Source organism: Eoetvoesiella sp., assembly GCF_035555955.1.
Classification (GTDB): Bacteria; Pseudomonadota; Gammaproteobacteria; order Burkholderiales; family Burkholderiaceae_B; genus Eoetvoesia.
Map to the genome: position 1 here is coordinate 97121 of NZ_DATMGA010000070.1, position 23491 is coordinate 120611.

Consider the following 23491-nt stretch of genomic DNA (forward strand, 5'->3'; position numbering starts at 1 on the left):
CAACTGCCAAAAGGACTGCCATGAAGAAACTGACCACCGCTGCCGGCGCACCCGTCGCCGACGACCAAAACATCATGACCGCCGGGCCCCGCGGGCCCGCGCTGCTGCAAGACGTCTGGCTCATTGAAAAACTCGCCCACTTCGACCGCGAAGTCATCCCCGAGCGCCGCATGCACGCCAAGGGCGCCGGCGCCCACGGCACATTCACCGTTACCCACGACATTACCAAGTACACCCGCGCCAAGATATTTTCGGAAGTCGGCAAAACCACTCCCATGTTCATCCGCTTTTCCACGGTCGCCGGCGAGCGCGGCGCGGCGGACGCCGAGCGGGACATTCGCGGCGTGGCCATGAAGTTCTACACGGAAGAAGGCAACTGGGATCTGGTCGGCAACAACACGCCGGTCTTCTTCATGCGCGACCCGCTTAAATTTTCCGACCTGAACCACGCCGTCAAGCGCGACCCCCGCACGGGCCGGCGCAGCGCCCAGAACAACTGGGAATTCTGGACCGGCCTGCCCGAGGCCCTGCACCAGGTCACCATCATCATGAGCGACCGCGGTATTCCCGCCGGCTTTCGCCACATGCACCTGTTCGGCAGCCATACCTTCAGCTTCATCAATGCCAAGAACGAGCGCCACTGGGTCAAGTTCACCTTCAAGACGCAGCAGGGCATCAAGAACTTCACCGACGCCGAAGCCGGCGCCGTCATTGCCAAAGACCGCGAAAGCTCTCTGGCCGACCTGTACAACGCCATCGAAAACAAGGACTTCCCGCGCTGGAAACTGTACGTCCAGATCATGCCCGAGGCCGATGCCGGCAAGTACCACCTGAACCCCTTCGACCTCACCAAGGTCTGGCCGCACGGCGACTACCCTCTCATCGAGGTCGGCGTGCTCGAGCTTAACCGCAACCCCGAAAACTACTTCGCCGAAGTCGAACAGGCCGCCTTCACACCCGCCAACGTCGTTCCGGGCATCGGTTTTTCGCCGGACAAAATGCTGCAGGCCCGCCTCTTTTCCTACGGCGACACCCAGCGCTACCGCCTGGGCGTCAATCACCACCAAATCCCCATCAACGCCGCCAAGTGTCCGGTGCACGCCTATCACCGCGACGGCGCCATGCGGGTCGACGGCAACTACGGCGGCATCACGGGCAACCAGCCCAATGCGCAGGGCGAATGGCAGGATCAGCCCGACTTCCGCGAACCGCCGCTGTCCATCGAGGGTGCGGCCGACCACTGGAACCACCGGGTAGATGAAGACTACTTCTCCCAGGCCGGCAACCTGTTCCGCCTGATGAACGACACGCAAAAGCAGGCCTTGTTCGACAACACGGCCAGGGCCATTGCAGGCGTCACCAAGGAAGTTCAGGCCAAGCATATCGAACACTGTCGCCAGGCCGACCCGGCCTATGGCGCAGGCGTCGCCGCCGCCATCAAGGCCCTGGGCTAAGCCTGGAACAATAGCAACGTAGCTACCCGCCCCGATAAACACGGGGCGGGTTTCCAAAAGCGCTGAAGGCGGATGCAGTTTCCACTTTCAGCGCTCTTACTTTGCTGCCTCCTTATCCGCATGCACGCAAGCGTCGAGCGTAGCGCCTTGCGCAAGTCGCCCCATGAGGTATTGACTGCCGGCCGCGGCATCGCGCCGAGCAGGCAGTGCTACAAATAGCATTTGCCGTCCAGATATGCCTTGCGCCAGCGCGTAATGCTGATCCGTTCGAACAGTCCGCCTTTCGCGAACGGGTCGTCGTTGATGAACTGCTCCGCCTCCGCCCGGGTTTCCACGTTCAGGATGTACAGGCTGCCCGAACTGCCGATGCCGTCGTCATCCAGCTTGGCGCCGCAAGCCAGCAGCAAGGGGCGATGCGCTTCAAGATAATCCAGATGCTTGTCCCGCAGCGCCTGGCGCAAAGCGTGGGTGTGTTCCTTGTCGTCGGTTTCGATCAAATACGGCATGATGCTTCCTTGATATGTGGATAGGCCCGACACCATGTTAATCGCGCCCGATCCGCGCGCCAATGGGTACAGGCCAATTCACCGATACGTCCCCGCGCCCACTACAATGTAAAGGCCGCCTCCGGCTCCCATTCCTGCCGGCCGTCTCACCCCCCCTACGCAAACCGCTTATTGCCATGACCACCTATTCCCACCAGCCCATCGTCGCCATCGCCACGGCCCCCGGCCGCGGCGGCATCGGCGTCGTCCGCGTTTCGGGCCGCGACCTGAGCCGCCTGGTGGAAGCCCTGTTTTCCGCTCCATTGCAGCCCCGCCACGCCCACTACCTGCCGTTCAACGACGCGCAGGGCCTGCCCATCGACGCCGGCATCGCCCTGTACTTCAAGGCGCCGCACTCGTATACCGGCGAAGACGTGCTGGAACTGCAGGGCCACGGCGGCCCCGCCGTGCTGCGCCGCCTGCTGGAGCGCTGCATCGAGGCGGGGCGGGACATCGAGCTGCGGCACGCCGAGCCCGGCGAATTCACCCGCCGCGCCTTTCTCAACGAACGCCTGGATCTCGCCCAGGCCGAAGCCGTGGCCGACCTCATCGACGCCTCTTCCGAAGCCGCCGCGCGCAGCGCCATGGCCTCGCTCAGCGGCGAGTTCTCGAAGCGCGTCAACGCGCTGGCCGAACGCATCGTCCACCTGCGCATGCTGGTCGAAGCCACCCTGGACTTCCCCGAAGAAGAAATCGACTTCCTCGAAAAATACCAGGCCCGGAGCGCCCTGGAGGGAATCCGCCAGGACCTGGCCGCGCTCGTCCGCCAGGCCAGGCAAGGCATGATCTTGCGCGAAGGCCTGCAAGTGGTGCTGGCCGGGCAACCCAATGTCGGCAAATCCAGCCTGCTCAACGCCCTGGCCGGCGACGACATCGCCATCGTCACCCCCATCGCCGGCACCACCCGCGACAAAGTCGCCCAGCAAATCCACATACAAGGCGTGCCCCTGCACATCATCGACACCGCCGGCCTGCGCGACACCGAAGACACCGTCGAAAGCCTGGGCATCGCACGCAGCTGGGCCGAAATCGAAAAGGCCGACGTCATCATCCACCTGCAGGACGCACGCACCCACAACGACGAACTAGACTCCGCCATCACCCAGCGCCTGCCCCCCCGCACCCCCGTGCTCAAGGTCTACAACAAAATCGACCTGCTGGAGGCGGAGGGCGTAATGGCCCTGCCCGGCGTGAACGCAGGCGCAAGCCACGAATCCAGCCTCGGCATTTCCGCCAAGACCGGCGCCGGCCTGGACGATCTGCGCCAGCGGCTTCTGGACATCGCCGGCTGGAACCCCAGCGCCGAATCGCCCTGGCTCGCGCGCGAACGCCACCTGCGCGCCCTGACCCTCGCGGCCGAACACCTGGACATCGCCGACGAACACGCCAGCCACAACGACCGCGTGCTTGACCTGTTCGCCGAAGAACTCCGCTTGGCCCACGACGACCTTTGCACCATCACCGGCCAATTCACCAGCGACGACCTGCTGGGCGAGATTTTTTCCAGCTTTTGTATTGGGAAGTGAATCACCCCCGCTGCGCCCGATAGTCGGCCGCAACCTTCCGGACGGCTTCCAGATACGCGGAGGTGGCCGCATTGAGCGGGGCCTCGCTTACCGTGATGATGCAAACGGGATGCAGGTTGACCGATAGCGGCAAGGGCAGGATGGCCAGTTGCCCCGCCCGCACGAACCTGTTGGCGACGCCTTCGGGAATTGCCGAGAGCATCGAGGTCTGCCTGATGATCTCCAGGATCATCAGGATGGACGAGGTTTCCACCGACACCCTGGGAGCAGCGGCAGAATAGGCGGCGAGCCCGGCCGTTACCAAGGCATACAGCGGCGCTATCGTGGAAGGCAGGACCCAGTCGTAGGCGTTCAGCTCGCGGGCTTCCCAGCTTGGTTTTCCAAGCAGCGGATGATTGGGCCGGCAGACCACGACCGTGGGTTCTTCAAACAATATTTCCGTGGAGACCGAACGCGAATTCGGCTGGGACGTCATCCGTCCGATGATGCAGTCAAGCAGCCCTTTTTGCAGCATGGGGATCAGGGTGTCTTCCAGCCCTTCGTGCATGCTGACCTTGATTTGCGGACGGGTGTCGCGCAGCAGGACGATGGCGTCGGGAACGAGCACGGGTGCGGCAACGGGGAATACGCCCACTCTTACCCGCCCCGCCCATCCCTCCGTCAGGGTCTCGATTTCCGTTTGCGCGGCGTCCATGTCGGACAACGCTTTTACCGCCCAATGCAGCAAGGCTTCGCCCTGCGAAGTCATTTCCACCCCATGCGCCGTGCGCTCGAAGAGCTTGGCATCGAATATCGACTCGATCTCGGTCAACAGCTTGCTGGCCGCCGGCTGCGTGATGAACAGGTCTTGCGCCGCCTGCCTGATATTCTTGCGCCGCGCCAGCGCCTCGATGAAGACAAGGTGGCGCATCCGCAGCCGGGAACGTACGCGGTTCAAGGCTACAGGAGGGGTCTGCATGCCGGCTTGAGTCATTGCAATACGGATTTGGTTATACGCATATGTAATTTTTCTCGAAAGCGCCCACGGGGAAAAGCTGCTCCTATCATAACAACCATACATCACCAATAAAGGAGACGACCCGTGAAATCCAGCACTAAATCTCTGTTCGTGCTTTCATGCCTTACCCTCTTTACCGCCGCCACACCCCTGGCCCACGCCGACATCGCCGTTGGCGTCGTTCTTAGCGCCACGGGTGGCGCTTCCTCGCAAGGCAGGCCGGAAAAGAACGTGATCGACATGCTGCCGCCGACATTGGCCGGGGAACCTGTCAAATACATTGTCCTGGACGATGCCACGGATCCTTCGCTTGCCATCAAGAATGCAAAAAAGCTGATCTCCGAAGATCATGTCGACGCGCTGATCGCGGCGTCCAACACGCCTTCCGCTATCGCGATTGCCGGCGTCGCGGCGGAAAACAAAACTCCGCATATTTCGATGGCTCCCTTCACGCCCGCACCCGCCCAGTTTCCCTGGGTGTTCGTGGTGCCGCAGCCCGCCGGCCTGATGATCGAGGCCATACTTGAAAACATGCAGGCCACCGGCGTGAAAACCGTGGGCTACATTGGGTACTCGGACTCCTGGGGCGATCTTTGCTACAAGACCCTTACCTCGCTTGCCGGCAAGTACGGACTCAAGGTGGTCAACAACGAACGCTATGCCCGCAACGATAGTTCCGTGGTCGCGCAGGCCCTCAAGACAAAGTCGCTGAACCCTGACGCCGTATTGATCGGCGCCGCGGGAACCCCCGCCGCCCTTCCCCAGATCACCCTGGCCGACAACGGCTACAAGGGCAAGGTCTATCAAACCCACGGCGCCGTCAATGGCGATTTCCTGCGCATCGGCGGTAAAGGCGTGGAAGGCGCGCTGGCGCCTATCGGTCCGGTCGTCGTGTACAAGGATCTCAGCGATTCCGACCCCATCAAGAAAGTCTCGGCCGATTTCATGGCCAAGTATTCAAAAGCCTACGGCGACGGGCCGGTCAACGCCTTTACCACCTGGGCCTACGACGCCTACCTGCTGCTGGATAAAGCGGCCGGCGTCGCACTGAAAACCGCCAAGCCCGGAACCGAGCAATTCCGCACCGCAATCCGCGACGCATTGGAAAACCACACCGCCGGCCTGGTTGGCACCAACGGCATCTACAACATATCGGCAACCAACCATAACGGGCTGGACCAGCGGGCCCGCGTCATGGTTCAGGTCAAGAACGGGCAATGGCGACTGGCGAAATGACATCGGCCTATATTCCCTACGGCGCCTACTGGAGCACGCCCTTCGCAAAGTGGCAGGGCAGCTTCGCCCACCTGCATAGCCTGAAGTTCGCCGCCCACGTTGCCCGGCACGCGCTTGCAGAACGCAACATCGACGCATCCCGCATCGATATGGGCGTCCTGGGTTCAACCGTTCCCCAGCCTGGCGCTTTCTATGGCCTGCCTTGGGTCGCCACGATGATGGGCGCCCCCCATCTGGCGGGCCCGCATATTGCCCAGGCCTGCGCAACATCCGCAAGATGCCTGGCTGCCGCCTCGCAGGCGATCGCGGACGGCACCTCGGAATGCACGCTGGTGATTGCCGCCGACCGGATTTCCAACGGCCCGCAAATCTATTACCCCAATCCCCTGGGCCCTGGCGGCACGGGCGAGAACGAAGCCTGGGTGCTGGCCAACATCGAGAAAGACCCCGCCACCTCTCTTTCGATGCTCACCACCGCGGAAAATGTCGCCTCCAGGTTCGGCATTTCCACCCAGGAACAACACGAGGTCGTCCTGCGCCGCTACCATCAATACCAGGCCGCGCTTGAAAACGACAGCGCCTTCCTTGGACGATTCATGGCATTGCCGTTCGACGTGCCCAACGCCGCTTTGGCCAAAACCATTAATCGCATCGACGGCGACGAAGGCATTTTCGCATCAACCGCCGAAGGACTCGCCAGGCTGCGGCCCGTGGCCCCGGGCGGATCTGTGACCTACGGGGGGCAAACCCATCCCGCCGATGGCAATGCCGGAATGCTGGTGACATCCCGGGAACGAGCCCGGGAACTCAGCTCGCGCCCTGAAATCCAGGTGCAAATCCTCGGCTTCGGCCAGGCTCGCGCCGAGCCGGCCTTCATGCCCTACGCGCCCATTCCCGCCGCCAGGCTGGCGCTGGAACGCGCGCAAGTGAATATTGCCCAGTTGAACGCCGTCAAAACCCACAATCCCTTCGTCATCAACGATATCGCCCTGGCCAGGGAAACCGGGCTCGACGTCATGCAGATCAACAACTACGGCAGCTCGCTCATCTGGGGTCATCCTCAGGGGCCCACCGGCTTGCGTTCCGTCATGGAACTGATCGAGGAACTGGAATTGCAAGGCGGCGGCATCGGCCTGTTCACGGGATGCGCGGCGGGGGATTCCGCAATGGCCGTAGTCGTCAGGGTCGAGGATGCCCCCCGATGAGTGTTTCGCTGCACCAATTGAAAGATCGCTTTGCGGGTTCTGTTGTCGAACTTCTGCTGGACGCCGCCATTGCCAGTCCAAATCGTTGCGCGCTGGTCTGCGACGCCAAAGAGATCGACTACCGCACGTATGCGCATGCCTCGCTGGGCCTGGCGGCCGAGCTTCTTGGCCACAGGCCGGTGAAAGGACGGATCGGAACCATTATTTCCAACTCCATCGACGCATGCGTTGCCCACTTTGCCGTCATGGCCGCCGGCGCCCAGCTGCTGCCGATGAATCCCGCCTACACAGTACGGGAACTGGCTTACCAGCTGGAAGACGCCGATCTCGATCTCGTCCTGGCCGACGCCGTCCTGCAGCCTGTTATGCAGCCGCTGTTATCCGGCCTTGGCATCCCCGCGATATGGGTTGGCCATGAAGGAAGATGCCTGGCGGACACCCCATTTGCCGATGTCTCGACCTTGCCGGGCATAAGCGCGGGTTCATTGGGCATTTTGCAATACACGGGCGGCACTTCTGGAAAACCCAAGGGCGTGAACCTTACCCATGCTTCGCTGCGCGCAAATGTAGAGCAGCGCGAAGCCGTTCTACCCACGCGGGAAGATGAAGAGCGAATTCTTTGCGCCATGCCCTTGTTTCATTCCTATGGAATGGCAATGGGTCTGTACCTGTCCGCGCGCTGCCGGGGCACTCTGGTCATATTGCCCGCCTACCGGCGCGAAGCGTTGCTGGAAGCCATCGAGACGCACGCCATTACCATTTTTCCCGGCAGCCCCACCATTTATATCGGCCTGCTCGATCATCCCAAGGTAACCACCACGAACTGGCATTCCGTAAAGACATGCTATTCCGGCGCTTCGGCCCTTCCCGTCGAAGTGCTCAACCGTTGGCGCTCCATTGTGGGTGTTCCCATCTATGAAGGCTATGGGCAAACAGAAGCCGGTCCCGTGCTGGCGTATAACGGCCCGCAAGGTCCAATCAAGGCTGGGTCCGTGGGACGCGCGCTGCCAGACACCGAAATCGAAATCGTCGACGTTGAAACTGGCCGCTTGGCAATGCCCCAAGGAACGCCTGGCGAAATTCGCGCCAGGGGTCCCCAGATCATGCAAGGCTATCGCAACCTCCCGCTCGAAACCTCCGAGGCCCTGCGTGAGGGCTGGCTGTACACCGGCGATGTCGGTGTCCTTGACGAAGACGGATACCTGTATATCCAGGATCGCAAGAAGGACTTGATCATCGTCGGCGGATACAACGTTTATCCGCGCGAAATCGAAGAGGTTTTATTGCTTCATCAGGAAGTCATCGAAGCGGCGGTCATTGCCGAAGCCGACAGCTATCGGGGCCAGTCTTTACACGCCTTCGTCGTTCTGCGCCGCAACGGCACCTGCCAGGCGGAAGAACTTCTGGAGCATTGCGCCAGGAACCTGGCCAAATACAAACTGCCCGCGCGCATCAGCTTTATCGACGCCATGCCGAAGACATCCGTCGGCAAGACCGACAAAAAGGCCTTGAGACCCGCATTCGAGCCCGCCGCGGCGCGCAATGACATTTGACAAGGAGACGACAAATGCTGGTATGTATTATTGAATTTGGAACGGTTCCCGGCAAGGAAGAACAAAACCGGGCGTTGGTCACGGAACTGCTGGTCGAAGCCCGGACCATCGACGGCTTTATCTCAAAGGAAGGTTTCGTCAGCCGCGATACACCGGGCAAGGTCATTACCCTTTCCTACTGGCGGGACGCCGAGTCATTGCGCGCCTGGATGAGTAACGCGGAGCACCGCAAGGCGATCCCCCTGGGAAAGAAAGAGCTGTTCACCCACTACACGATCCAGATCGCCGAAATCAAGTCCGATCGAAGCTGGGTCAAGCCCTGATCTCGACCTTCCCGCTGCGCCGCCGGTATATTTCAGCAAATCAGGCCGAACGCGGTTAGCGGGTCGCCTTGTGGCGCGCGTTCAGTTCTGCGAAGCATGCACCTTGGCAAAATGGGCGAGATGCCGCTCGTAAGCCAGCTTGGTCACGGTATGCAGCATTTCGATTTTCTGGCCCATTTCCCCGCCTAGCCATAAGGAAAGCTGCCTCATGTTCTTGAGCATGGTGTCCAGCTGCAGCATTTCTTCCTTGCTATACACCGCCGGCGCGTCCTTGGACAGGTCTTCGGCGCTCTTGACCATTTTTGTGCTGATACGCTCCCAGGCTCGATACTGCGCCTCGATCTGGGCGCGGGTTTCGTTGCTCCACGACGTCATGCTCGGCGGCTTCCCATTGGCGGCGCTTTGAACCTGCGGGTCGATTTTCCTGGGAGGGTTCATGCTTGATGCACCTTAAAAAATGGTTCTCGTTGAGCAAGACATCCGCCAATTATAAAACCTGTTGTTACTTTTCAATACTTACATATATTAATAATTGTCAGTTTTCTCTGAAATGAATCCAAAAGTGTTGTGTTTTATCAATTTTGTCGCCGCATCACCACGTTTTCCACGACATACCGCAACCCTGGGAATATGGCCACACAGCCCACGTCAGCGCAGCGTTCGGCCAATCCACATTTTCTTGATTATTCCCCGAAAATATTTATAATTAATAACTATTATTTTTTATAACTAAATTAGCCCACTTTTATGAGCCCTGCCACCATGAGCCAGCCCGATTACTCCCATCTTCTGTCCGTCACGCACGTTGGCGCCATCGCCCAGGTAAAGATTACCCGCCCCGAAAAACGCAATGCGATCAACACAGAACTGGTCATGGCCATCAACGCCTGCTTCGAATCCATGCCCGAATTCGTCAAGGCCATCGTCCTGCACGGCGAAGGCGATCACTTTTGCGCCGGGCTGGATCTTTCCGAGGTAAGCGCCATGAGCGTGCCCGAATCCGTCCTGCACTCGCGCAGGTGGCATGCCGCCTTCGAACATATCCAGTTCGGCCGCGCACCGGTCATTGCCGTACTGCACGGCGCCGTCGTGGGCGGCGGGTTCGAGCTGGCATCGGCCACCCACATACGCATTGCGGAACCCTCGGCCTTTTACGCCCTGCCCGAAGGCAAGCGCGGCCTGTTTGTGGGCGGCGGCGGCTCGGTGCGCATTTCGCGCCTCATCGGCGTTCCCCGCATGACCGACCTCATGCTGACCGGCCGGGTGCTCAGCGCCCGGGAAGGCCACGACATCGGGATCTCGCAGTATTCCGTGGGCGAAGGCGAAGGCTTGGCCAAGGCCATGGAGCTGGCCGAAAGCATCGCCACCAACGCCGCCATGACCAACTACGGCGTCATGCACATGTTGCCGCGTATTGCCGATCAAAACATCCAGGACGGCCTGGCCACCGAATCCCTCATGGCAGCCGTCGCGCAAACCGACCCGGCCACCCTGGATCTTCTCGCCCAGTTCCTGCAGGGCAAGAAAAACAAGGTTCAGTTCAAGTCCTGAGCTCGGCCGCCGCGCACGCAATACCTACTACATCGGATTCTTCACCATGTTCACCTACCAGGCCCCGCTCAAGGACATCCAGTTCGTGCTGTCCGACCTCCTAAACGCGTCCGAGTCCTTGCGCACCATTCCCGCTTTCGCCGAAATCGACGACGACTTGATGCTCCAGGTTATAGAGGAAGCGGGAAGGTTTGCCAGCGAAGTCCTTTTCCCGCTGAACGCAGTGGGCGACCGGGAAGGCGCGCGCTACAGCGAAGGAACGGTCACCACGCCGAAAGGCTTCGCCCAGGCGTACAGGCAGTTCCGCGAAGCCGGCTGGCCCGCGCTGGCCTGCGATCCCGAATACGGCGGCCAGGGGTTGCCCCATACGCTCAACAGCGTCCTGTACGAAATGCTCAGCGCCACCAACCATGCCTGGACCATGTTTCCCGGACTGCTTCACGGCGCCTACGCCTGCCTGCACCGCCATGCTTCCACCGAACTCAAGCAGCGCTACCTGCCCAAGATCGTAAGCGGCGAGTGGCTGGCCACCATGTGCCTCACCGAGGCCAATGCCGGCAGCGACCTTGGGCTTCTGCGCACCCGCGCCGTGCCCCAGGCAGACGGCTCATACCGCATCAGCGGCAACAAAATCTTCATTTCGGGCGGCGAACAGGACATGACAGACAACATCGTGCACCTGGTTCTGGCCCGCCTGCCCGATGCGCCGGCCGGCAGCAAAGGCATTTCCCTGTTTCTGGTGCCCAAATTCCTGCCGGACGGCAATGAACCGGGTGCGCGCAATGCCGTCGAATGCACTGGCATCGAGCACAAAATGGGCATCCACGGCAGCCCGACCTGCAGCATGCAATTCAACGAAGCAACTGGCTGGCTGGTCGGCGAACCCAACAAGGGCCTGGCCGCCATGTTCGTCATGATGAATTCCGCGCGGCTGGCAGTCGGCATAAACGGGGTTGGAATCTCTGAAACCGCCTACCAGAACTCCCTGTCGTATGCTCAGGAAAGGCTGCAGATGCGGTCGGTCAGCAGGTCCGCCGACCGCAAGAGCGCAGCAGCAGATCCCATCATCATGCATCCGGCCGTGCAGCGCTTGCTCATGACGCAGCGCGCCTATCTCGAAGGCGGGCGTATGCTCACCTACTGGAATGCGCTGCTGCTCGATCATGCCGAACATCATTCCGATGCCGAAGTCCGAAAATCCATGGAATCGCAGCTGGCGCTCATGACGCCCATCATCAAATCCATGCTGACGGAGCAAGGGTTTCAAGGCGCCAGCCAGGCTTTGCAAATATACGGCGGCCACGGCTACGTCGCCGAAACCGGCATCGAACAATACGTGCGCGACTCGCGCATCACCATGGTGTATGAAGGCACCAATGAAATCCAGGCGGTGGATTTGCTGATCCGGAAAATCATTGCCGACGGCGGCCGCGGCCTGGATCGATTCCTGGGCAGCATCGACGCCACCGTTCAGCAGCATGCGCAAGGCCAGTTCGCCGAATACGCCAATCAATTGAAGGCCCTTGTCGAACGCATTCGCAGCGCCATTGCCGGCATTATCGAGACCAGCGCCCAGTATCCGGAACTGCCCTACCAAATAGCGCCGGAAGTGTTGCGGCTGGTGGGACACAGCGCGTTCGCCTGGCTCTGGCTGCGTGCCGCGCATGCGGCCCAGGCCAATCTGGATAAAGACCTCGGCTTCCATACCGAAAAACTGTCGACCGCCGACTATTACTACTCGTTTGTCCTGCCCGAAACCGAACAGCTTTTGTCCGTTATTGAAAGCAGCCTGAAAAACAGCGCCAAAGGCAGGCAAACCACATTCTTCGCCAAGGCTATTCGCGATGCCTGCCGCAACAGTTAAGCAGACCTCCACGGCCCGTGACGTGGCGCCTCCCCCAATAGACCAAAGCGACTTGCTGAGTCTATTGGGCTACAACTGCCTGCAGGCTTATCTTGCAGTCATTCCCGTTATCAAAAAGCAGCTGGCCAAGCATTCCCTGCGGCCGGTTGAGTTTACGGTGCTGTCTTTGGTGAAGGCCAATCCGCAGATCAATCAAAAGCGCCTTGGACAAACCATAAATGTGTCGCCGCCCAATCTGGCTACCCTGCTCGACCGCATGGAGGCGGACGGTTTACTGGTGCGCCAGCGCAACCCGCTGGATAAACGCTCGCAAATTTTGGCCCTTACCCAAAAGGGCGCGAAATTATGCGCCAAAGCCCAGGCTGGCGCCGAAAAGCTGGAAGCCATACCGCAATTGACCAAGGCAGAGCGCATGGAACTGATGCGGCTGCTGCAAAAAGTATTTCTGCACGATAATAATTAATCGACAGGCCTGGGTTATATCAAGACCACGGGCCTATGACGGCTCAAGGGTTTTTGGGGGTATCCAACCCGAGTGCTTTAAAATAAAAAGTCTTTTTCCATTTGCCGAATGGGCGCCCAACCAGTCACCTGCATAAGCGCCGATCCGTCTTTTTGCCCTCCGCATTCATGATTGCATGTACTTAGTCAAACAACTGCCAGACAACCCTCTTGATATTGTCGGAGACATCCACGGCGAACTTTCGGCATTGCAGGCCTTGTTGCTTCAACTTGGCTACGACGAGCGCGGAAACCACCCCAAACACAGAAAGCTGGTTTTTATCGGCGACCTGGTCGACAGAGGCCCGGACAGCGACGGCGTGCTTGCCCTAGTTCAATCGCTTATTGCCAATGGCAACGCCTATTCCATTCTCGGCAATCACGAAATCAATTTGCTGATAGACGACATCAAGGACGGTTCAGGCTGGTTTTTCGACGAGCGTTACAAGGCGGATCTCAAGAATTACGCCCCGTTCCAGCGCACCGCGCCGGAGCGCCGGCAGGCGGTGCGCGACTTTCTGGGCAATTTGCCCATAGCCCTGATACGCGACGATATCCGTGTCGTCCACGCCGCCTGGACCACTTCCGCCATCGAAGCCATCCAGGACGTCCCCATAGGCAGCGTCACCCAGCAGTTCAAGCTATGGGATTCCATCGCGCAATCCAAGGCGGAAGCCTCTGGTCTATTTCAACGCTGCCAGGCCGAGAAAGCCCGCTGGGCAGCCCAACTCGAGGACGAACACAACCCTCCGCCATTCCTGTATTCCATTGCCGAATACGAAGCTACCCAGCAAATGATCAACCCGCTCAAGGTCTTGACCTCGGGCGTCGAGCAGCAGGCCGACACGCCGTTCTTCGCCGGCAACCGCTGGCGGTTTTCAGACAGGGTCAATTGGTGGGACCATTACGACGACCGGGTTCCCGTTGTCATCGGTCATTACTGGCGCCTGCTCAAGCCCGGCGCTTCCACGCAGACGCCGCGCTACAGCCAGCTGTTCCGCAATATCCCCCCCACGGCCTGGCACGGCAGGCATCGTAATGTATTCTGCGTTGATTACTCCGTAGGAGCTCGCTGGCGCGATAGAAAGGCGCGACGCTCCCCTCCCTCCCGGTTCAGGCTGGCAGCGCTCCAGTGGCCTGAAAACCGCCTTGTATTCGACACCGGCGAAATCATCGCCACCGAATAGCAACAGCACGAATACCTCGCATGAGATTGGCAGGCAGCAGCCAGGCCGGCTCCTGCCTGTTCAAACCAAACAGCCGCACAGCACAAAACGCTACCAGGCAAAACTCGCCATCATGAAGAGTTTTTTGCCGCGGCAATGGTTCCACGGCAAAAATAAGGGCCCAGCAGTGCCGAGCCCCCCTATCGTAGATGGTTATTTACAATATATTACATTGTGGATAAGTACTGGAAGGCTGGTTTGTGGATAGCTTGTGGATGGAAGGCTAACAAGCTATCGTTATTTTCAACAGCCAAAAGTTGTCCAGAATCCATCCTTTTGCTAAACCCGACTTATCCGCAAAAAAATTGCTTGTAGGCTGTTGAAAAAACATCAAAAGATTGGCTTGTTAGAGTTATCCACAGACACCCATCATTCTTACCAATTTAATATATAAAAAAGATAAACAACCAAAAACATCAACCCTTTTCGGCCTGCCATCCTGGCTTCACACCCTCTTCCATTCCTGGCCTATACTTCGATCCACGGAAGTTTTGGCCGTCTTGGTGGTTCCCGGAAGAGCGTTCCGGGCTTTGGCAGGCAGGTTTGATCAGTTGGCCCCGGAGGTGGTTTGCGGACTTTAGATTTGTTTCAATCGTTCAAGGGCGGCATCGAGCGTTGCGTTTTGCTTGGCAAAACACAGGCGAACGAGCCCGTGATTCGATTTGGGTGCTTCGGGATTCTGGTAGAACGCGGCCATGGGGATAGCGGTTACACCATGTTCCTTGGTCATTTTTTGCGCAAACTGCATTTCGGTTTCATTGGAGATGCTGCTGTAGTCGGCCAGCAAGAAAAACGTACCCTGGCTTACCAATGGTTTGAACCTGCTTGTTGCCAACGCACTCGAAAAATAGTCCCGCTTTGCCTGGTAAAAGCCGGATAAATTCATATAGTGCTGCGGATTTTCCAGAAACTGGCCCAATGCATATTGCATGGGGGTATTTACGCTGAAAACGCTGAATTGGTGCACTTTGCGTATTTCGGCGGTTAATTTTGCCGGTGCTGTGCAGTAACCGATTTTCCAGCCTGTTGTATGAAACGTTTTGCCAAACGAAAAAACCACGATCGCATTGTTTGCCAAAGCGCGTCTCGTGGAAATGCTTCGATGCGGTTCTCCGTCGAAAACAATATGTTCGTAGGCTTCATCGGACAATATCAGGATGCCTGTATCGTGAACAATGGATTCAAGAATATCCAGTTCGTGTTCGGCAAGAATGTTTCCGGTTGGGTTATGAGGAAAATTCAGGATAATCATTCTTGTCTTGGCAGTTATAGAGTCACGAACGCGTTGCCAATCCATGCTGTATTTTGGCTGCTCTTCATTCGGGGGAATCATTGGAACGACTACGGGAATCCCTCCTGCCAGTGCGATTGCAGGTATATATAGGTCGTAAACCGGCTCGATGACTATGACTTCATCACCTGCGTTGACCAGAGCAAGAATGGTGGCCATTAAGGCTTCGGTTGCACCGCTGGTAACGGTAATTTCCGTATCCGGATCGTAATAATGGCCGTATAGAGTTTTTATTTTCTTGCTGATCTGATGACGAAGTGCGGGCACCCCTGACATAGCGGCATATTGGTTATGCCCCTGTTCCATGGCCTGGCTTACCAGGTGAACAAGCTCCGGGTGGGGATTGAAATCTGGAAAGCCTTGGCCGAGGTTGATGGCATTGTTGTCGATGGCCATTTGGCTCATGACGGTAAATATGGTGGTTCCCACGTTGGGTAGTTTGGATTGAATGTTCATGCCGCTAATATATTGATGGCTGAAAAAGGATATTGTTGGTGGGTATTAATGCTGTTTTCCATTCGGATGCATTTATTGCCTGGGTCCTGGAAAATAGCTTGTAGGTATTAAACCGCTCTATATTCAAAATAATCAAAAGGTATTTTTATTCGTCATTTCGTATAACTCTAATTTGACAGTCTTTATATTAATTTTTATTTGACGATAAAAAACCACATTGGGGTTAATAAGTATTTGAAAATACCAATCCCTATAGGTATGCTCACATCTGCATTTGAAACAGGCCGCACGCAAGCTTCCGCTATGGGTATTTGCGCCAGGCTTCAATCAATATTGAACTCCTGTTGCAGGTTTCAGGCTGTTGATGTGAGCGTCTTGATTCATTGCATTTTTGTTTATTTTTTTGGACGCTACGCATTATGGCTCAGAAGGGCAAAGTTAAATGGTTTAACGCTGACAAGGGTTTTGGTTTCATTACCCCCGATGAAGGCGGAGCAGATGTATTCGCTCACTTTTCGGAAATCGAAGGCCGCGGCTATCGCAGCCTCAACGAAGGTCAGGAAGTTGAATTCGAAGTAAAAGACGGCCCCAAGGGCCCGCAAGCAGCCGGAATCCGCGCAATCTAAAGCTGTTTGGTTTGTGTGGCATCCGCACAAATTAGGGAACGTCCCACTTCGGTGGGACGTTTTATTTTTGGCCTTGTGATTTCTTAGTCAGGGTCAGACACTTCATATTCGCTGCTGACCAGGTAGATATTGGCCTCTTTTGTTGAACCTTTCGTTCTAAGAAGGCCTTAGGTTTTACCTGGCTCTTGCATTTCTATGCACCGGTTTCCCACCTTGTTATACACAAGGTTGTTCACAATTTACTGGATAACATTTACCTGGTTCGATCGTGTTTGCCTGTACCCGTTTTCGGATTTGAGTCCTCGGAGGGATATAGGGACATTTGGGTGCGCTGTCGGTGAAGATAGCCTGTAGCCTTGAGCAGCCCGAAATTATCAAGCTTGAAATCACAGGGTTATGCACAGAGTTATTCACAGAGATGGTTTAGGCATTTTAGGCTCAGCTTATTTTTGTTTCACGTGAAACATGATCTGATGTTGTTTGATTTAATAACTGTGTTTTTCCCGACTTTTTGGCACTTTGTTATTGGGCGGTTGGCTTCGACCTAGATCCTTGTTATTGGAGTGGGTGTTTTTTAGGTTCTTGAACGGCCGGGAAGCGCCTGCACCGGTGCGCTCAGGTCGCGGCGGCCCCGGCAGCCGGGGCTACCCATGGCGACAGCCGTTTTCGGGCGCTCGCCGAACTCGGACGAACGGCCAGCCCCCGGCTGGCCGTCAACGCCGTCCTCGAACAACGGCTCGCTTGCCTCCCGAAAACGGCCGCCGCCATGGCTTGCTCCAACTTCGCTTACCGGCACAGGCGCTCCCCGGCCTTGCGGTAGTGATTAGCGGCGAAACCCCTTCTTCGAACTTAGGCATTGCCGCCAGTGTAAATACTTAAGCTGAAATTGTTCTAGTAGCAAAACCCTATTTTCTGAGCCTGGATATCTGTTGGTCAGTGAAATATTCGAATTAAAATTACTCTGGGCTATCTATTGGCCGAGATCGCAAGTGTTGTGTTTCACGTGAAACACGGCGAGATTTACAAACAATAAAGTTGTTCCACGTGAAACGTCGAGAACGGGGAAGTATAATTCGGACTCTATTCTGCTCTACCTATCTTTAAAATGATCTACCCCGATGAATTCGATGTAATAGTTGTTGGCGGAGGCCATGCCGGCACCGAGGCTGCTTTGGCCTCGGCGCGGTCAGGCGCCAAAACGCTATTGCTTACTCATAATATGGAAACACTGGGACAGATGTCTTGTAATCCATCCATTGGGGGAATTGGTAAAGGCCATCTCGTTAAAGAGGTGGATGCGTTGGGTGGAGCAATGGCCTATGCCACCGATCAGGCAGGAATACAGTTTCGGATATTGAATCGTTCCAAAGGGCCGGCTGTTCGTGCTACCCGTGCCCAGGCTGACCGTTCCTTGTATCGCAAGGCGATAAGAACCATTTTGCAGAATCAGCCAAATCTGATGATCTTCCAACAAGCGGTAGAAGACTTGATGGTTGAGGGCGATAAAGTGGTTGGGGCAGTCACTCAGGTAGGGATCAAGTTCAAGGCGAAAACAGTTGTCTTGACCACAGGTACGTTCTTGAATGGGCTGATTCATGTGGGACTGGATCATTACTCCGGCGGGCGCGCGGGGGATCCTCCGGCTATATCCCTGGGTCAACGGTTAAAAGAATTGCAACTGCCCCAAGGGCGGCTTAAAACCGGCACGCCGCCTCGTATCGATGCGCGTAGTATTGATTTCAGCAAAACCGAAGTCCAACCGGGGGATCTGGACCCCGTACCCGTATTCTCGTACATGGGTTCCGCTGATCTGCATCCGCAGCAAATGCCGTGCTGGATTACGCACACGAACGAAAAAACCCATGACATCGTTCGGTCTGGCCTGGATCGGTCGCCCATGTATAGCGACAAGGGCGAGATCGAAGGTATAGGTCCCCGGTATTGTCCATCCATTGAAGACAAGATCCATCGTTTTGCTGATAAAGCCAGCCACCAAATATTCCTCGAACCGGAAGGGTTAAGCACCAACGAGATTTACCCAAATGGCGTCTCTACCAGCCTGCCGTTCGATATCCAGCTTGCTTTGGTCCGTAGCCTGCCAGGTTTGGAAAATGCAATCATCATGCGTCCGGGCTACGCGATCGAATACGATTATTTCGATCCACGTGGATTGCATGCAACCCTGGAAACCCGTGCGATCAAGGGTCTGTTTTTTGCCGGCCAAATCAACGGTACTACGGGCTACGAAGAAGCTGCCGCACAAGGTTTGCTGGCAGGGATAAACGCAGCAAGGCAAGCTGCTGGTCAGGAAGGCTGGACACCTAAACGCAGTGAAGCCTATCTGGGTGTTCTGGTAGACGATCTGATTACACGCGGGGTTACCGAGCCATACCGAATGTTTACTTCGCGGGCGGAATACCGTTTAAGCCTGCGCGAAGACAATGCCGATCTGCGCCTTACCGAAACCGGCCGAAAATTAGGCTTGGTCGACGATATTCGATGGGATGTTTTCAATCGCAAGCGCGATGCCGTAGCTCAGGAAATCGAGCGCCTGAAATCAAGCTGGGTGAACCCCAGGATACTAAGCGTTCAGGCTTCGGAAGCATTGTTGGGGAAGAAAATAGAACGTGAGTACTCACTTTACGATTTGCTGCGGCGCCCGGAAGTCTCCTACAAGGCGTTGACCGAACTCAAGAATATCGAAGGCCAAAATCTGGGCGGGCCGGGGCTTTCCGACGAGGTGGCGGCGGAGCAGGTCGAGATCCAGGTCAAATACGCGGGCTATGTGGCTCGCCAGATGGACGACGTGCAAAAGCAGGCTGAACAAAACGAGCAGCCTATTCCCGAAGAGCTGGATTACGACGCCATCACCAGTCTTTCCATCGAGGTTCGCCAGCGCCTGAAAGCCGCGCGGCCTACCACGGTCGGCCAGGCTGGCCGAATCTCGGGCATAACGCCCGCGGCAATATCTCTGCTGCTTATCCATATAAAACGTTTGCAGTACGGCAAGAAAGCGGCGTAATGGCACAAGATGATTTCGAGCGCCGCCTGAATGGCGCGGCTCAGGCCCTGGGCCTTGCCATAACGCCTCGCGAGGCCCAGACGCTGTTGATGTATATGCAGCAAATGCAGCGCTGGAACCGCACTTACAATCTTACGGCGCTGCGCGACGCGGGGCAGATGCTGGTTCAGCATGTCTTTGACAGCCTGGCCGTCATCCAGCCATTGCGGCGGGCCCTGGGCGATGCTACTGTCTCGTCTGGGAGGCTTATCGTCGATGTCGGGTCGGGTGGCGGCTTGCCGGGCGTGGTAATCGCCGTCATGGAACCGCAATGGCAGGTGCGTTGCGTCGATGCCGTCGAAAAGAAAATGGCGTTCGTACGCCAGATGACCGGCGTGTTGGGTTTGCCCAACCTGCATGCGGAACATGCCCGGGTCGAAAGCCTGCCGTCCCTGGATGCCGATATCGTGGTTTCAAGGGCTTTTGCATCGCTCGATGATTTTGCCGCGCTTGCGGGCCACCATGTATCGCAAAATGGCCGTCTGCTGGCCATGAAAGGGCGTGAGCCCACCGAGGAGATTGCTGCGTTGCAGCAAAAAACCGGCTGGCTTGTCGAACGTATCGAACCGTTGACGGTGCCCGAGCTGGACGCCCAACGTTGCTTAGTCTGGATGAGTCGTCAAGGAAACCCATGAATCAAAATAGCGCCGTCGAAATAGCAAAGGTTTTTTGCATTGCGAACCAGAAGGGGGGCGTCGGCAAGACAACAACCGCCATCAACCTCGCGGCGGCTCTGGCCGCACTGAACAAGCGTGTGCTGCTCATCGACCTCGATCCCCAAGGCAACGCAACCATGGGCAGCGGGATCGATAAAAACAAGCTCAAGGCCAATCTTTACCAGGTGCTTATCGGCGAAGCCAGCATCGCCGAAACCGCCGTGCGGTCGGAGTCCGGCGGCTACGATGTCCTGCCGTCCAACCGCGAACTTTCCGGCGCCGAAATCGACCTCATTCAAATGGACCAGCGAGAGCAGCAGCTCAAGCAGGCCATTACGCTGGTGCTGGACGAATACGATTTCATCCTCATCGATTGCCCGCCGACTTTGTCCCTGCTGACGCTCAATGGCCTGGCGTCGGCGCATGGCGTCATCATTCCCATGCAGTGCGAATACTTTGCGCTGGAAGGGCTTTCCGACCTGGTCAACACCATCAAGCGCGTGCACAACAACATCAATCCCGATTTGCAGCTCATTGGTTTGCTGCGGGTCATGTTCGACACACGCGTCACGCTGCAGCAGCAGGTGTCCGATCAAATCGAGTCCCACTTCGGAGATCGGGTCTTCAAGGCCATTGTTCCACGCAATGTGCGCCTGGCCGAAGCGCCCAGCCATGGCATGCCGGGAACCGTCTACGACAAGAATTCGCGTGGCGCCAAAGCATATATCGAGTTTGGCAACGAACTGGTAAAACGGGTAAAGAAAGAAGCCCTGAAGGCTGTTGCCCGGCCGCCCCAACAGGCAAATATTTAAAGGAATACCGTCATGGCAACAAAGGCAGCGCCGAAAACGGCGACGAAACCCGCGGCAAAAGCCCCTGCGAAAAAACCAAAAGGTCTGGGCCGCGGCCTGGACGCCCTGCTGGGCGCCGACGCTCCCGTCATCGGCACGCTCGGCAAGGCCGCCGAAGCCGTTCCGGAAGCTCCGCCCGCGGTGCTCAAGGTTGGCGTCATGGTGGCGGGCAAGTATCAGCCTCGTACCCGCATGGACGAAGGCGCGCTCAACGAGCTGGCCGATTCCATCCGCACGCAGGGCATCATGCAGCCCATTCTGGTTCGTCCCTTGCAGGGCGCGGATGCCGGTAAATACGAAATCATTGCTGGCGAGCGCCGGTTTCGCGCCGCGCAAATCGCCGGACTCGCCGAAGTTCCGGTGCTGGTTCGCGAAGTGGAAGACGAAAACGCCGCGGTCATGGCGCTTATTGAAAACATCCAGCGCGAAGATCTCAATCCTCTTGAAGAAGCCCAGGGCGTGCGGCGCCTGCTGGACGAATTCGGCCTTACCCATGAGCAGGCGGCGCAGGCCATCGGCCGCTCGCGCTCGGCCACCAGCAATCTGTTGCGCTTGCTGAACCTTACCGGTCCGGTGCAAACCATGCTGCTGGCCGGCGACATTGATATGGGCCATGCCCGCGCACTGCTGGCCACCGATGCTGCGCAGCAAATCCTGCTTGCCAACGAAATCATCGCCAAGCGCCTGTCGGTGCGGGAAACGGAAAAGCTGGTGGGCCGCAGCATCCGCGCAGCCGAAGAGCCTCCCACCCGCTCTGCGCGCGCCGTCGTGGCGCAGTCGGGCGACGCCAAACGCCTCGAGGCCGCGCTGTCCGACCATCTGGGCACCAAGGTGACCCTGAAAATCGGGCCCCGCAACCGCGGCCAGCTGCTCATCGACTTCCACGACTGGGAACATCTTAATTCCCTGCTCGAGCGCCAGGGCCTGGCCGGCGTCGTCGATGCCTGATCCCGTCAGGCCCCGCATTGCCGTTCTGGGAACGGGCGGCACCATTGCGGGCTTGCCACTGCAGGGCGGCCTGGGCTATCGGGCCGGCGCTTTGTCCGTGCAGAATATTCTTTCCGCCTTGCCGGATGTCGACGGCTGGCTGCAGCTGCATTGCGAACAGCTTTCCAATATCGGCAGCCAAAACATCGCCTATGCCGATTGGCTTCGGCTGGCTGCCAGGGTGCAGACCCTGGCAGATGGCGAAACGGTCGACGGCATCGTCATCACGCACGGCACTGATACCCTCGAGGAAACCGCCTATTTTCTGGACCAGACGCTTTGCTGCGGGATTCCCGTCGTGCTCACCGGCGCAATGCGTCCGGCCCATGCCGTTGGCGCCGACGGCCCCGGCAACGTATTGGGTGCGCTGGCGGTGGCCGCCAGCAGGCAATCCGCCGGACGCGGCGTTCTGGTCGTCATGAACGAGCAAATCCACAGTGCGCGCGACGTGCAAAAAACGGCCGCCACAGGGGTCGATGCCTTTGCCTCGCCCAACAGCGGTCCGGCAGGCTGGGTGCAGGGCCGGGATCTGGCCTATTACAGCCCGGCTCCGTCCGCCTCGGCGCCGATGTTCGGTGTCTTGCCCGAAACGCCTCCCAGGGTATTCATTTTGCATGTCCACGCGGACGCCGATGTTGCCATGGTGCGAGCCTGTGTAGGCTTGGAACCGGACGGAATCGTCATGGCGGGGGTAGGCAACGGCAATGCCCCCGACGACGTGCTTGCCGTGTTGTCCAAGGCCGCCGCAGACGGCGTCGCGGTGGTTCGCGCCAGCCGCACAGGATCGGGGCGGGTCGTCCGCAATGCCGAAATCGACGACGACAACGAGGGTTTCATTGTTTCGGGCCATCTAAGCCCACAGAAGGCCCGGATACGGTTGATGCTCGCGCTGACCCAAAGCCGCGACCCCGCAGTGTTGCAAACCTATTTCATGCCCGAATGAGGCGTCTGCATCGTTTGACAAGCAAAGAAAAACCCTTCATAATCCGTGGTTCTCTTTTGGTGGGATGCCCGAGTGGTTAAAGGGGGCAGACTGTAAATCTGTTGGCCTTGCGCCTACGTTGGTTCGAATCCAACTCCCACCACCAGGGCTTTGGCTGGTTGCCGAATGTTTTTGCCCCTTTCCTGCGGCAAAAGGCATAGGCGGCCGGCTGTTTAAGTATCAAGCCGGGAAAGAATAGAATCCCCTCGCGGGTGTAGCTCAATGGTAGAGCAGAAGCCTTCCAAGCTTACGACGAGGGTTCGATTCCCTTCACCCGCTCCAGTTTTTTGATGTCCGCGCCTGGTTATAGGGGCGGGCAGTGTCAGAAAAGCAGTTGCCCATGTGGCTCAGTGGTAGAGCACTCCCTTGGTAAGGGAGAGGTCACGCGTTCGATCCGCGTCATGGGCACCACACCGATTATTTATTTTTTACAGCGTAATTCCATAGTCAGGAGTAAGCCATGGCAAAAGGTAAGTTTGAGCGGACCAAACCGCACGTAAACGTGGGCACGATTGGCCACGTTGACCACGGCAAGACGACGTTGACGGCGGCGATCACGACGGTGCTGGCCAAGGCCGGCGGCGGGGAAGCCAAGGGCTA

The 23491-nt window shown here is 57.8% G+C and carries 21 protein-coding genes and 3 tRNA genes; 20 read left to right on the forward strand and 4 right to left on the reverse strand.

Going from position 1 to position 23491, the window contains the following annotated elements; all coding sequences use genetic code 11:
* Window positions 1-20 precede the first annotated feature (20 nt).
* The gene (locus VNT00_RS17750) at window positions 21-1454 is read left to right on the forward strand and encodes a catalase (protein WP_325589926.1); all 1434 of its coding nucleotides are present in this window, start codon (window positions 21-23) and stop codon (window positions 1452-1454) included.
* Window positions 1455-1663: 209 nt separating this feature from the next.
* On the opposite strand, the gene VNT00_RS17755 is transcribed toward VNT00_RS17750, so the two are convergent.
* A complete protein-coding gene (locus tag VNT00_RS17755) occupies window positions 1664-1960 on the reverse strand; it encodes a YciI family protein (protein ID WP_325589928.1) in 297 nt (98 codons plus the stop codon).
* A 176-nt stretch (window positions 1961-2136) separates the two neighbouring features.
* Between VNT00_RS17755 and mnmE the strand changes: the two genes are divergently transcribed.
* Window positions 2137-3525 (forward strand): tRNA uridine-5-carboxymethylaminomethyl(34) synthesis GTPase MnmE, encoded by a 1389-nt coding sequence (gene mnmE / locus VNT00_RS17760; RefSeq protein WP_325589930.1) that lies wholly within the window; start codon window positions 2137-2139, stop codon window positions 3523-3525.
* A gap of 1 nt (window position 3526) precedes the next feature.
* On the opposite strand, the gene VNT00_RS17765 is transcribed toward mnmE, so the two are convergent.
* Window positions 3527-4483 (reverse strand): LysR substrate-binding domain-containing protein, encoded by a 957-nt coding sequence (locus tag VNT00_RS17765; RefSeq protein ID WP_325589932.1) that lies wholly within the window; start codon window positions 4481-4483, stop codon window positions 3527-3529.
* A 123-nt stretch (window positions 4484-4606) separates the two neighbouring features.
* Here VNT00_RS17765 and VNT00_RS17770 point away from each other — a divergent pair, with 123 nt between their 5' ends.
* The 4 genes from VNT00_RS17770 to VNT00_RS17785 are packed head-to-tail and all read left to right on the forward strand — an operon-like array spanning window position 4607 to window position 8839.
* Window positions 4607-5758 (forward strand): ABC transporter substrate-binding protein, encoded by a 1152-nt coding sequence (locus VNT00_RS17770; protein WP_325589934.1) that lies wholly within the window; start codon window positions 4607-4609, stop codon window positions 5756-5758.
* Window positions 5755-6963, forward strand: a complete 1209-nt coding sequence (locus VNT00_RS17775; RefSeq protein ID WP_325589936.1) for a thiolase family protein — start codon at window positions 5755-5757, stop codon at window positions 6961-6963. Before VNT00_RS17770 ends, VNT00_RS17775 begins: the two co-directional genes overlap by 4 nt.
* Window positions 6960-8516 (forward strand): AMP-binding protein, encoded by a 1557-nt coding sequence (locus VNT00_RS17780; protein ID WP_325589938.1) that lies wholly within the window; start codon window positions 6960-6962, stop codon window positions 8514-8516. The genes VNT00_RS17775 and VNT00_RS17780 overlap by 4 nt, the downstream gene beginning before the upstream one ends.
* Window positions 8517-8530: 14 nt before the next feature.
* Entirely contained in the window at window positions 8531-8839 is a 309-nt protein-coding gene (locus tag VNT00_RS17785; RefSeq protein WP_325589940.1) for an antibiotic biosynthesis monooxygenase family protein, read from the forward strand.
* Window positions 8840-8920: 81 nt separating this feature from the next.
* Here VNT00_RS17785 and VNT00_RS17790 read toward each other — a convergent pair whose 3' ends face one another.
* On the reverse strand, window positions 8921-9277 hold the full coding sequence (locus VNT00_RS17790; RefSeq protein ID WP_325589942.1) for a hypothetical protein: 357 nt from the start codon (window positions 9275-9277) through the stop codon (window positions 8921-8923).
* A 309-nt stretch (window positions 9278-9586) separates the two neighbouring features.
* On the opposite strand from VNT00_RS17790, the gene VNT00_RS17795 reads away from it, so the two are divergent.
* From VNT00_RS17795 to VNT00_RS17810, 4 genes are all read left to right on the forward strand, one after another.
* Window positions 9587-10390 (forward strand): crotonase/enoyl-CoA hydratase family protein, encoded by an 804-nt coding sequence (locus tag VNT00_RS17795; protein ID WP_414650953.1) that lies wholly within the window; start codon window positions 9587-9589, stop codon window positions 10388-10390.
* 46 nt (window positions 10391-10436) lie between these two features.
* The gene (locus tag VNT00_RS17800) at window positions 10437-12254 is read left to right on the forward strand and encodes an acyl-CoA dehydrogenase C-terminal domain-containing protein (RefSeq protein ID WP_325589944.1); all 1818 of its coding nucleotides are present in this window, start codon (window positions 10437-10439) and stop codon (window positions 12252-12254) included.
* A complete protein-coding gene (locus VNT00_RS17805) occupies window positions 12235-12717 on the forward strand; it encodes a MarR family winged helix-turn-helix transcriptional regulator (protein WP_325589946.1) in 483 nt (160 codons plus the stop codon). The genes VNT00_RS17800 and VNT00_RS17805 overlap by 20 nt, the downstream gene beginning before the upstream one ends.
* Window positions 12718-12892: 175 nt before the next feature.
* Window positions 12893-13942 carry a metallophosphoesterase gene (locus VNT00_RS17810; RefSeq protein WP_325589948.1) on the forward strand — a complete coding sequence of 350 codons (1050 nt, stop codon included), beginning with the start codon at window positions 12893-12895 and terminating at the stop codon, window positions 13940-13942.
* A 616-nt stretch (window positions 13943-14558) separates the two neighbouring features.
* Here the strand turns inward: VNT00_RS17810 and VNT00_RS17815 are convergent.
* Window positions 14559-15728: a methionine aminotransferase gene (locus VNT00_RS17815; protein WP_325589950.1), complete on the reverse strand. Its 1170-nt coding sequence runs from the start codon at window positions 15726-15728 to the stop codon at window positions 14559-14561.
* Between the two features lie 419 nt (window positions 15729-16147).
* Between VNT00_RS17815 and VNT00_RS17820 the strand changes: the two genes are divergently transcribed.
* From VNT00_RS17820 to VNT00_RS17865, 10 genes are all read left to right on the forward strand, one after another.
* Entirely contained in the window at window positions 16148-16354 is a 207-nt protein-coding gene (locus tag VNT00_RS17820) for a cold-shock protein (protein WP_325589952.1), read from the forward strand.
* 1105 nt (window positions 16355-17459) lie between these two features.
* Window positions 17460-19376, forward strand: coding sequence for a tRNA uridine-5-carboxymethylaminomethyl(34) synthesis enzyme MnmG (gene mnmG / locus VNT00_RS17825; protein WP_325589954.1), 1917 nt, complete (start codon window positions 17460-17462; stop codon window positions 19374-19376).
* Complete coding sequence (gene rsmG, locus VNT00_RS17830; RefSeq protein ID WP_325589956.1) at window positions 19376-20050, forward strand: 16S rRNA (guanine(527)-N(7))-methyltransferase RsmG; 675 nt, start codon at window positions 19376-19378, stop codon at window positions 20048-20050. Before mnmG ends, rsmG begins: the two co-directional genes overlap by 1 nt.
* Entirely contained in the window at window positions 20047-20883 is an 837-nt protein-coding gene (locus VNT00_RS17835; protein WP_325589958.1) for a ParA family protein, read from the forward strand. The genes rsmG and VNT00_RS17835 overlap by 4 nt, the downstream gene beginning before the upstream one ends.
* Window positions 20884-20895: 12 nt before the next feature.
* Window positions 20896-21870 carry a ParB/RepB/Spo0J family partition protein gene (locus VNT00_RS17840; RefSeq protein WP_325589960.1) on the forward strand — a complete coding sequence of 325 codons (975 nt, stop codon included), beginning with the start codon at window positions 20896-20898 and terminating at the stop codon, window positions 21868-21870.
* Window positions 21863-22852: an asparaginase gene (locus tag VNT00_RS17845; protein WP_325589962.1), complete on the forward strand. Its 990-nt coding sequence runs from the start codon at window positions 21863-21865 to the stop codon at window positions 22850-22852. Before VNT00_RS17840 ends, VNT00_RS17845 begins: the two co-directional genes overlap by 8 nt.
* A gap of 58 nt (window positions 22853-22910) precedes the next feature.
* A tRNA-Tyr gene (locus VNT00_RS17850) sits at window positions 22911-22997 on the forward strand.
* A gap of 102 nt (window positions 22998-23099) precedes the next feature.
* Window positions 23100-23173 (forward strand) — tRNA-Gly (locus VNT00_RS17855).
* Between the two features lie 54 nt (window positions 23174-23227).
* Window positions 23228-23302: transfer RNA gene (locus VNT00_RS17860), tRNA-Thr, on the forward strand.
* 49 nt (window positions 23303-23351) lie between these two features.
* On the forward strand, window positions 23352-23491 hold a 140-nt coding region (locus tag VNT00_RS17865), incomplete at its 3' end, for a GTP-binding protein (RefSeq protein ID WP_325583600.1).

What these genes read in the sequence shown, in the direction of transcription:
- VNT00_RS17750 (WP_325589926.1), top strand. Translation starts at nt 21, where the DNA reads ATGAAGAAACTGACCACCGCTGCCGGCGCACCCGTCGCCGACGACCAA.
- VNT00_RS17755 (WP_325589928.1), bottom strand. Translation starts at nt 1,960, where the DNA reads ATGCCGTATTTGATCGAAACCGACGACAAGGAACACACCCACGCTTTG.
- mnmE (WP_325589930.1), top strand. Translation starts at nt 2,137, where the DNA reads ATGACCACCTATTCCCACCAGCCCATCGTCGCCATCGCCACGGCCCCC.
- VNT00_RS17765 (WP_325589932.1), bottom strand. Translation starts at nt 4,483, where the DNA reads ATGCAGACCCCTCCTGTAGCCTTGAACCGCGTACGTTCCCGGCTGCGG.
- VNT00_RS17775 (WP_325589936.1), top strand. Translation starts at nt 5,755, where the DNA reads ATGACATCGGCCTATATTCCCTACGGCGCCTACTGGAGCACGCCCTTC.
- VNT00_RS17780 (WP_325589938.1), top strand. Translation starts at nt 6,960, where the DNA reads ATGAGTGTTTCGCTGCACCAATTGAAAGATCGCTTTGCGGGTTCTGTT.
- VNT00_RS17785 (WP_325589940.1), top strand. Translation starts at nt 8,531, where the DNA reads ATGCTGGTATGTATTATTGAATTTGGAACGGTTCCCGGCAAGGAAGAA.
- VNT00_RS17790 (WP_325589942.1), bottom strand. Translation starts at nt 9,277, where the DNA reads ATGAACCCTCCCAGGAAAATCGACCCGCAGGTTCAAAGCGCCGCCAAT.
- VNT00_RS17795 (WP_414650953.1), top strand. Translation starts at nt 9,587, where the DNA reads ATGAGCCCTGCCACCATGAGCCAGCCCGATTACTCCCATCTTCTGTCC.
- VNT00_RS17800 (WP_325589944.1), top strand. Translation starts at nt 10,437, where the DNA reads ATGTTCACCTACCAGGCCCCGCTCAAGGACATCCAGTTCGTGCTGTCC.
- VNT00_RS17805 (WP_325589946.1), top strand. Translation starts at nt 12,235, where the DNA reads ATGCCTGCCGCAACAGTTAAGCAGACCTCCACGGCCCGTGACGTGGCG.
- VNT00_RS17810 (WP_325589948.1), top strand. Translation starts at nt 12,893, where the DNA reads ATGTACTTAGTCAAACAACTGCCAGACAACCCTCTTGATATTGTCGGA.
- VNT00_RS17815 (WP_325589950.1), bottom strand. Translation starts at nt 15,728, where the DNA reads ATGAACATTCAATCCAAACTACCCAACGTGGGAACCACCATATTTACC.
- VNT00_RS17820 (WP_325589952.1), top strand. Translation starts at nt 16,148, where the DNA reads ATGGCTCAGAAGGGCAAAGTTAAATGGTTTAACGCTGACAAGGGTTTT.
- mnmG (WP_325589954.1), top strand. Translation starts at nt 17,460, where the DNA reads ATGATCTACCCCGATGAATTCGATGTAATAGTTGTTGGCGGAGGCCAT.
- rsmG (WP_325589956.1), top strand. Translation starts at nt 19,376, where the DNA reads ATGGCACAAGATGATTTCGAGCGCCGCCTGAATGGCGCGGCTCAGGCC.
- VNT00_RS17835 (WP_325589958.1), top strand. Translation starts at nt 20,047, where the DNA reads ATGAATCAAAATAGCGCCGTCGAAATAGCAAAGGTTTTTTGCATTGCG.
- VNT00_RS17840 (WP_325589960.1), top strand. Translation starts at nt 20,896, where the DNA reads ATGGCAACAAAGGCAGCGCCGAAAACGGCGACGAAACCCGCGGCAAAA.
- VNT00_RS17845 (WP_325589962.1), top strand. Translation starts at nt 21,863, where the DNA reads ATGCCTGATCCCGTCAGGCCCCGCATTGCCGTTCTGGGAACGGGCGGC.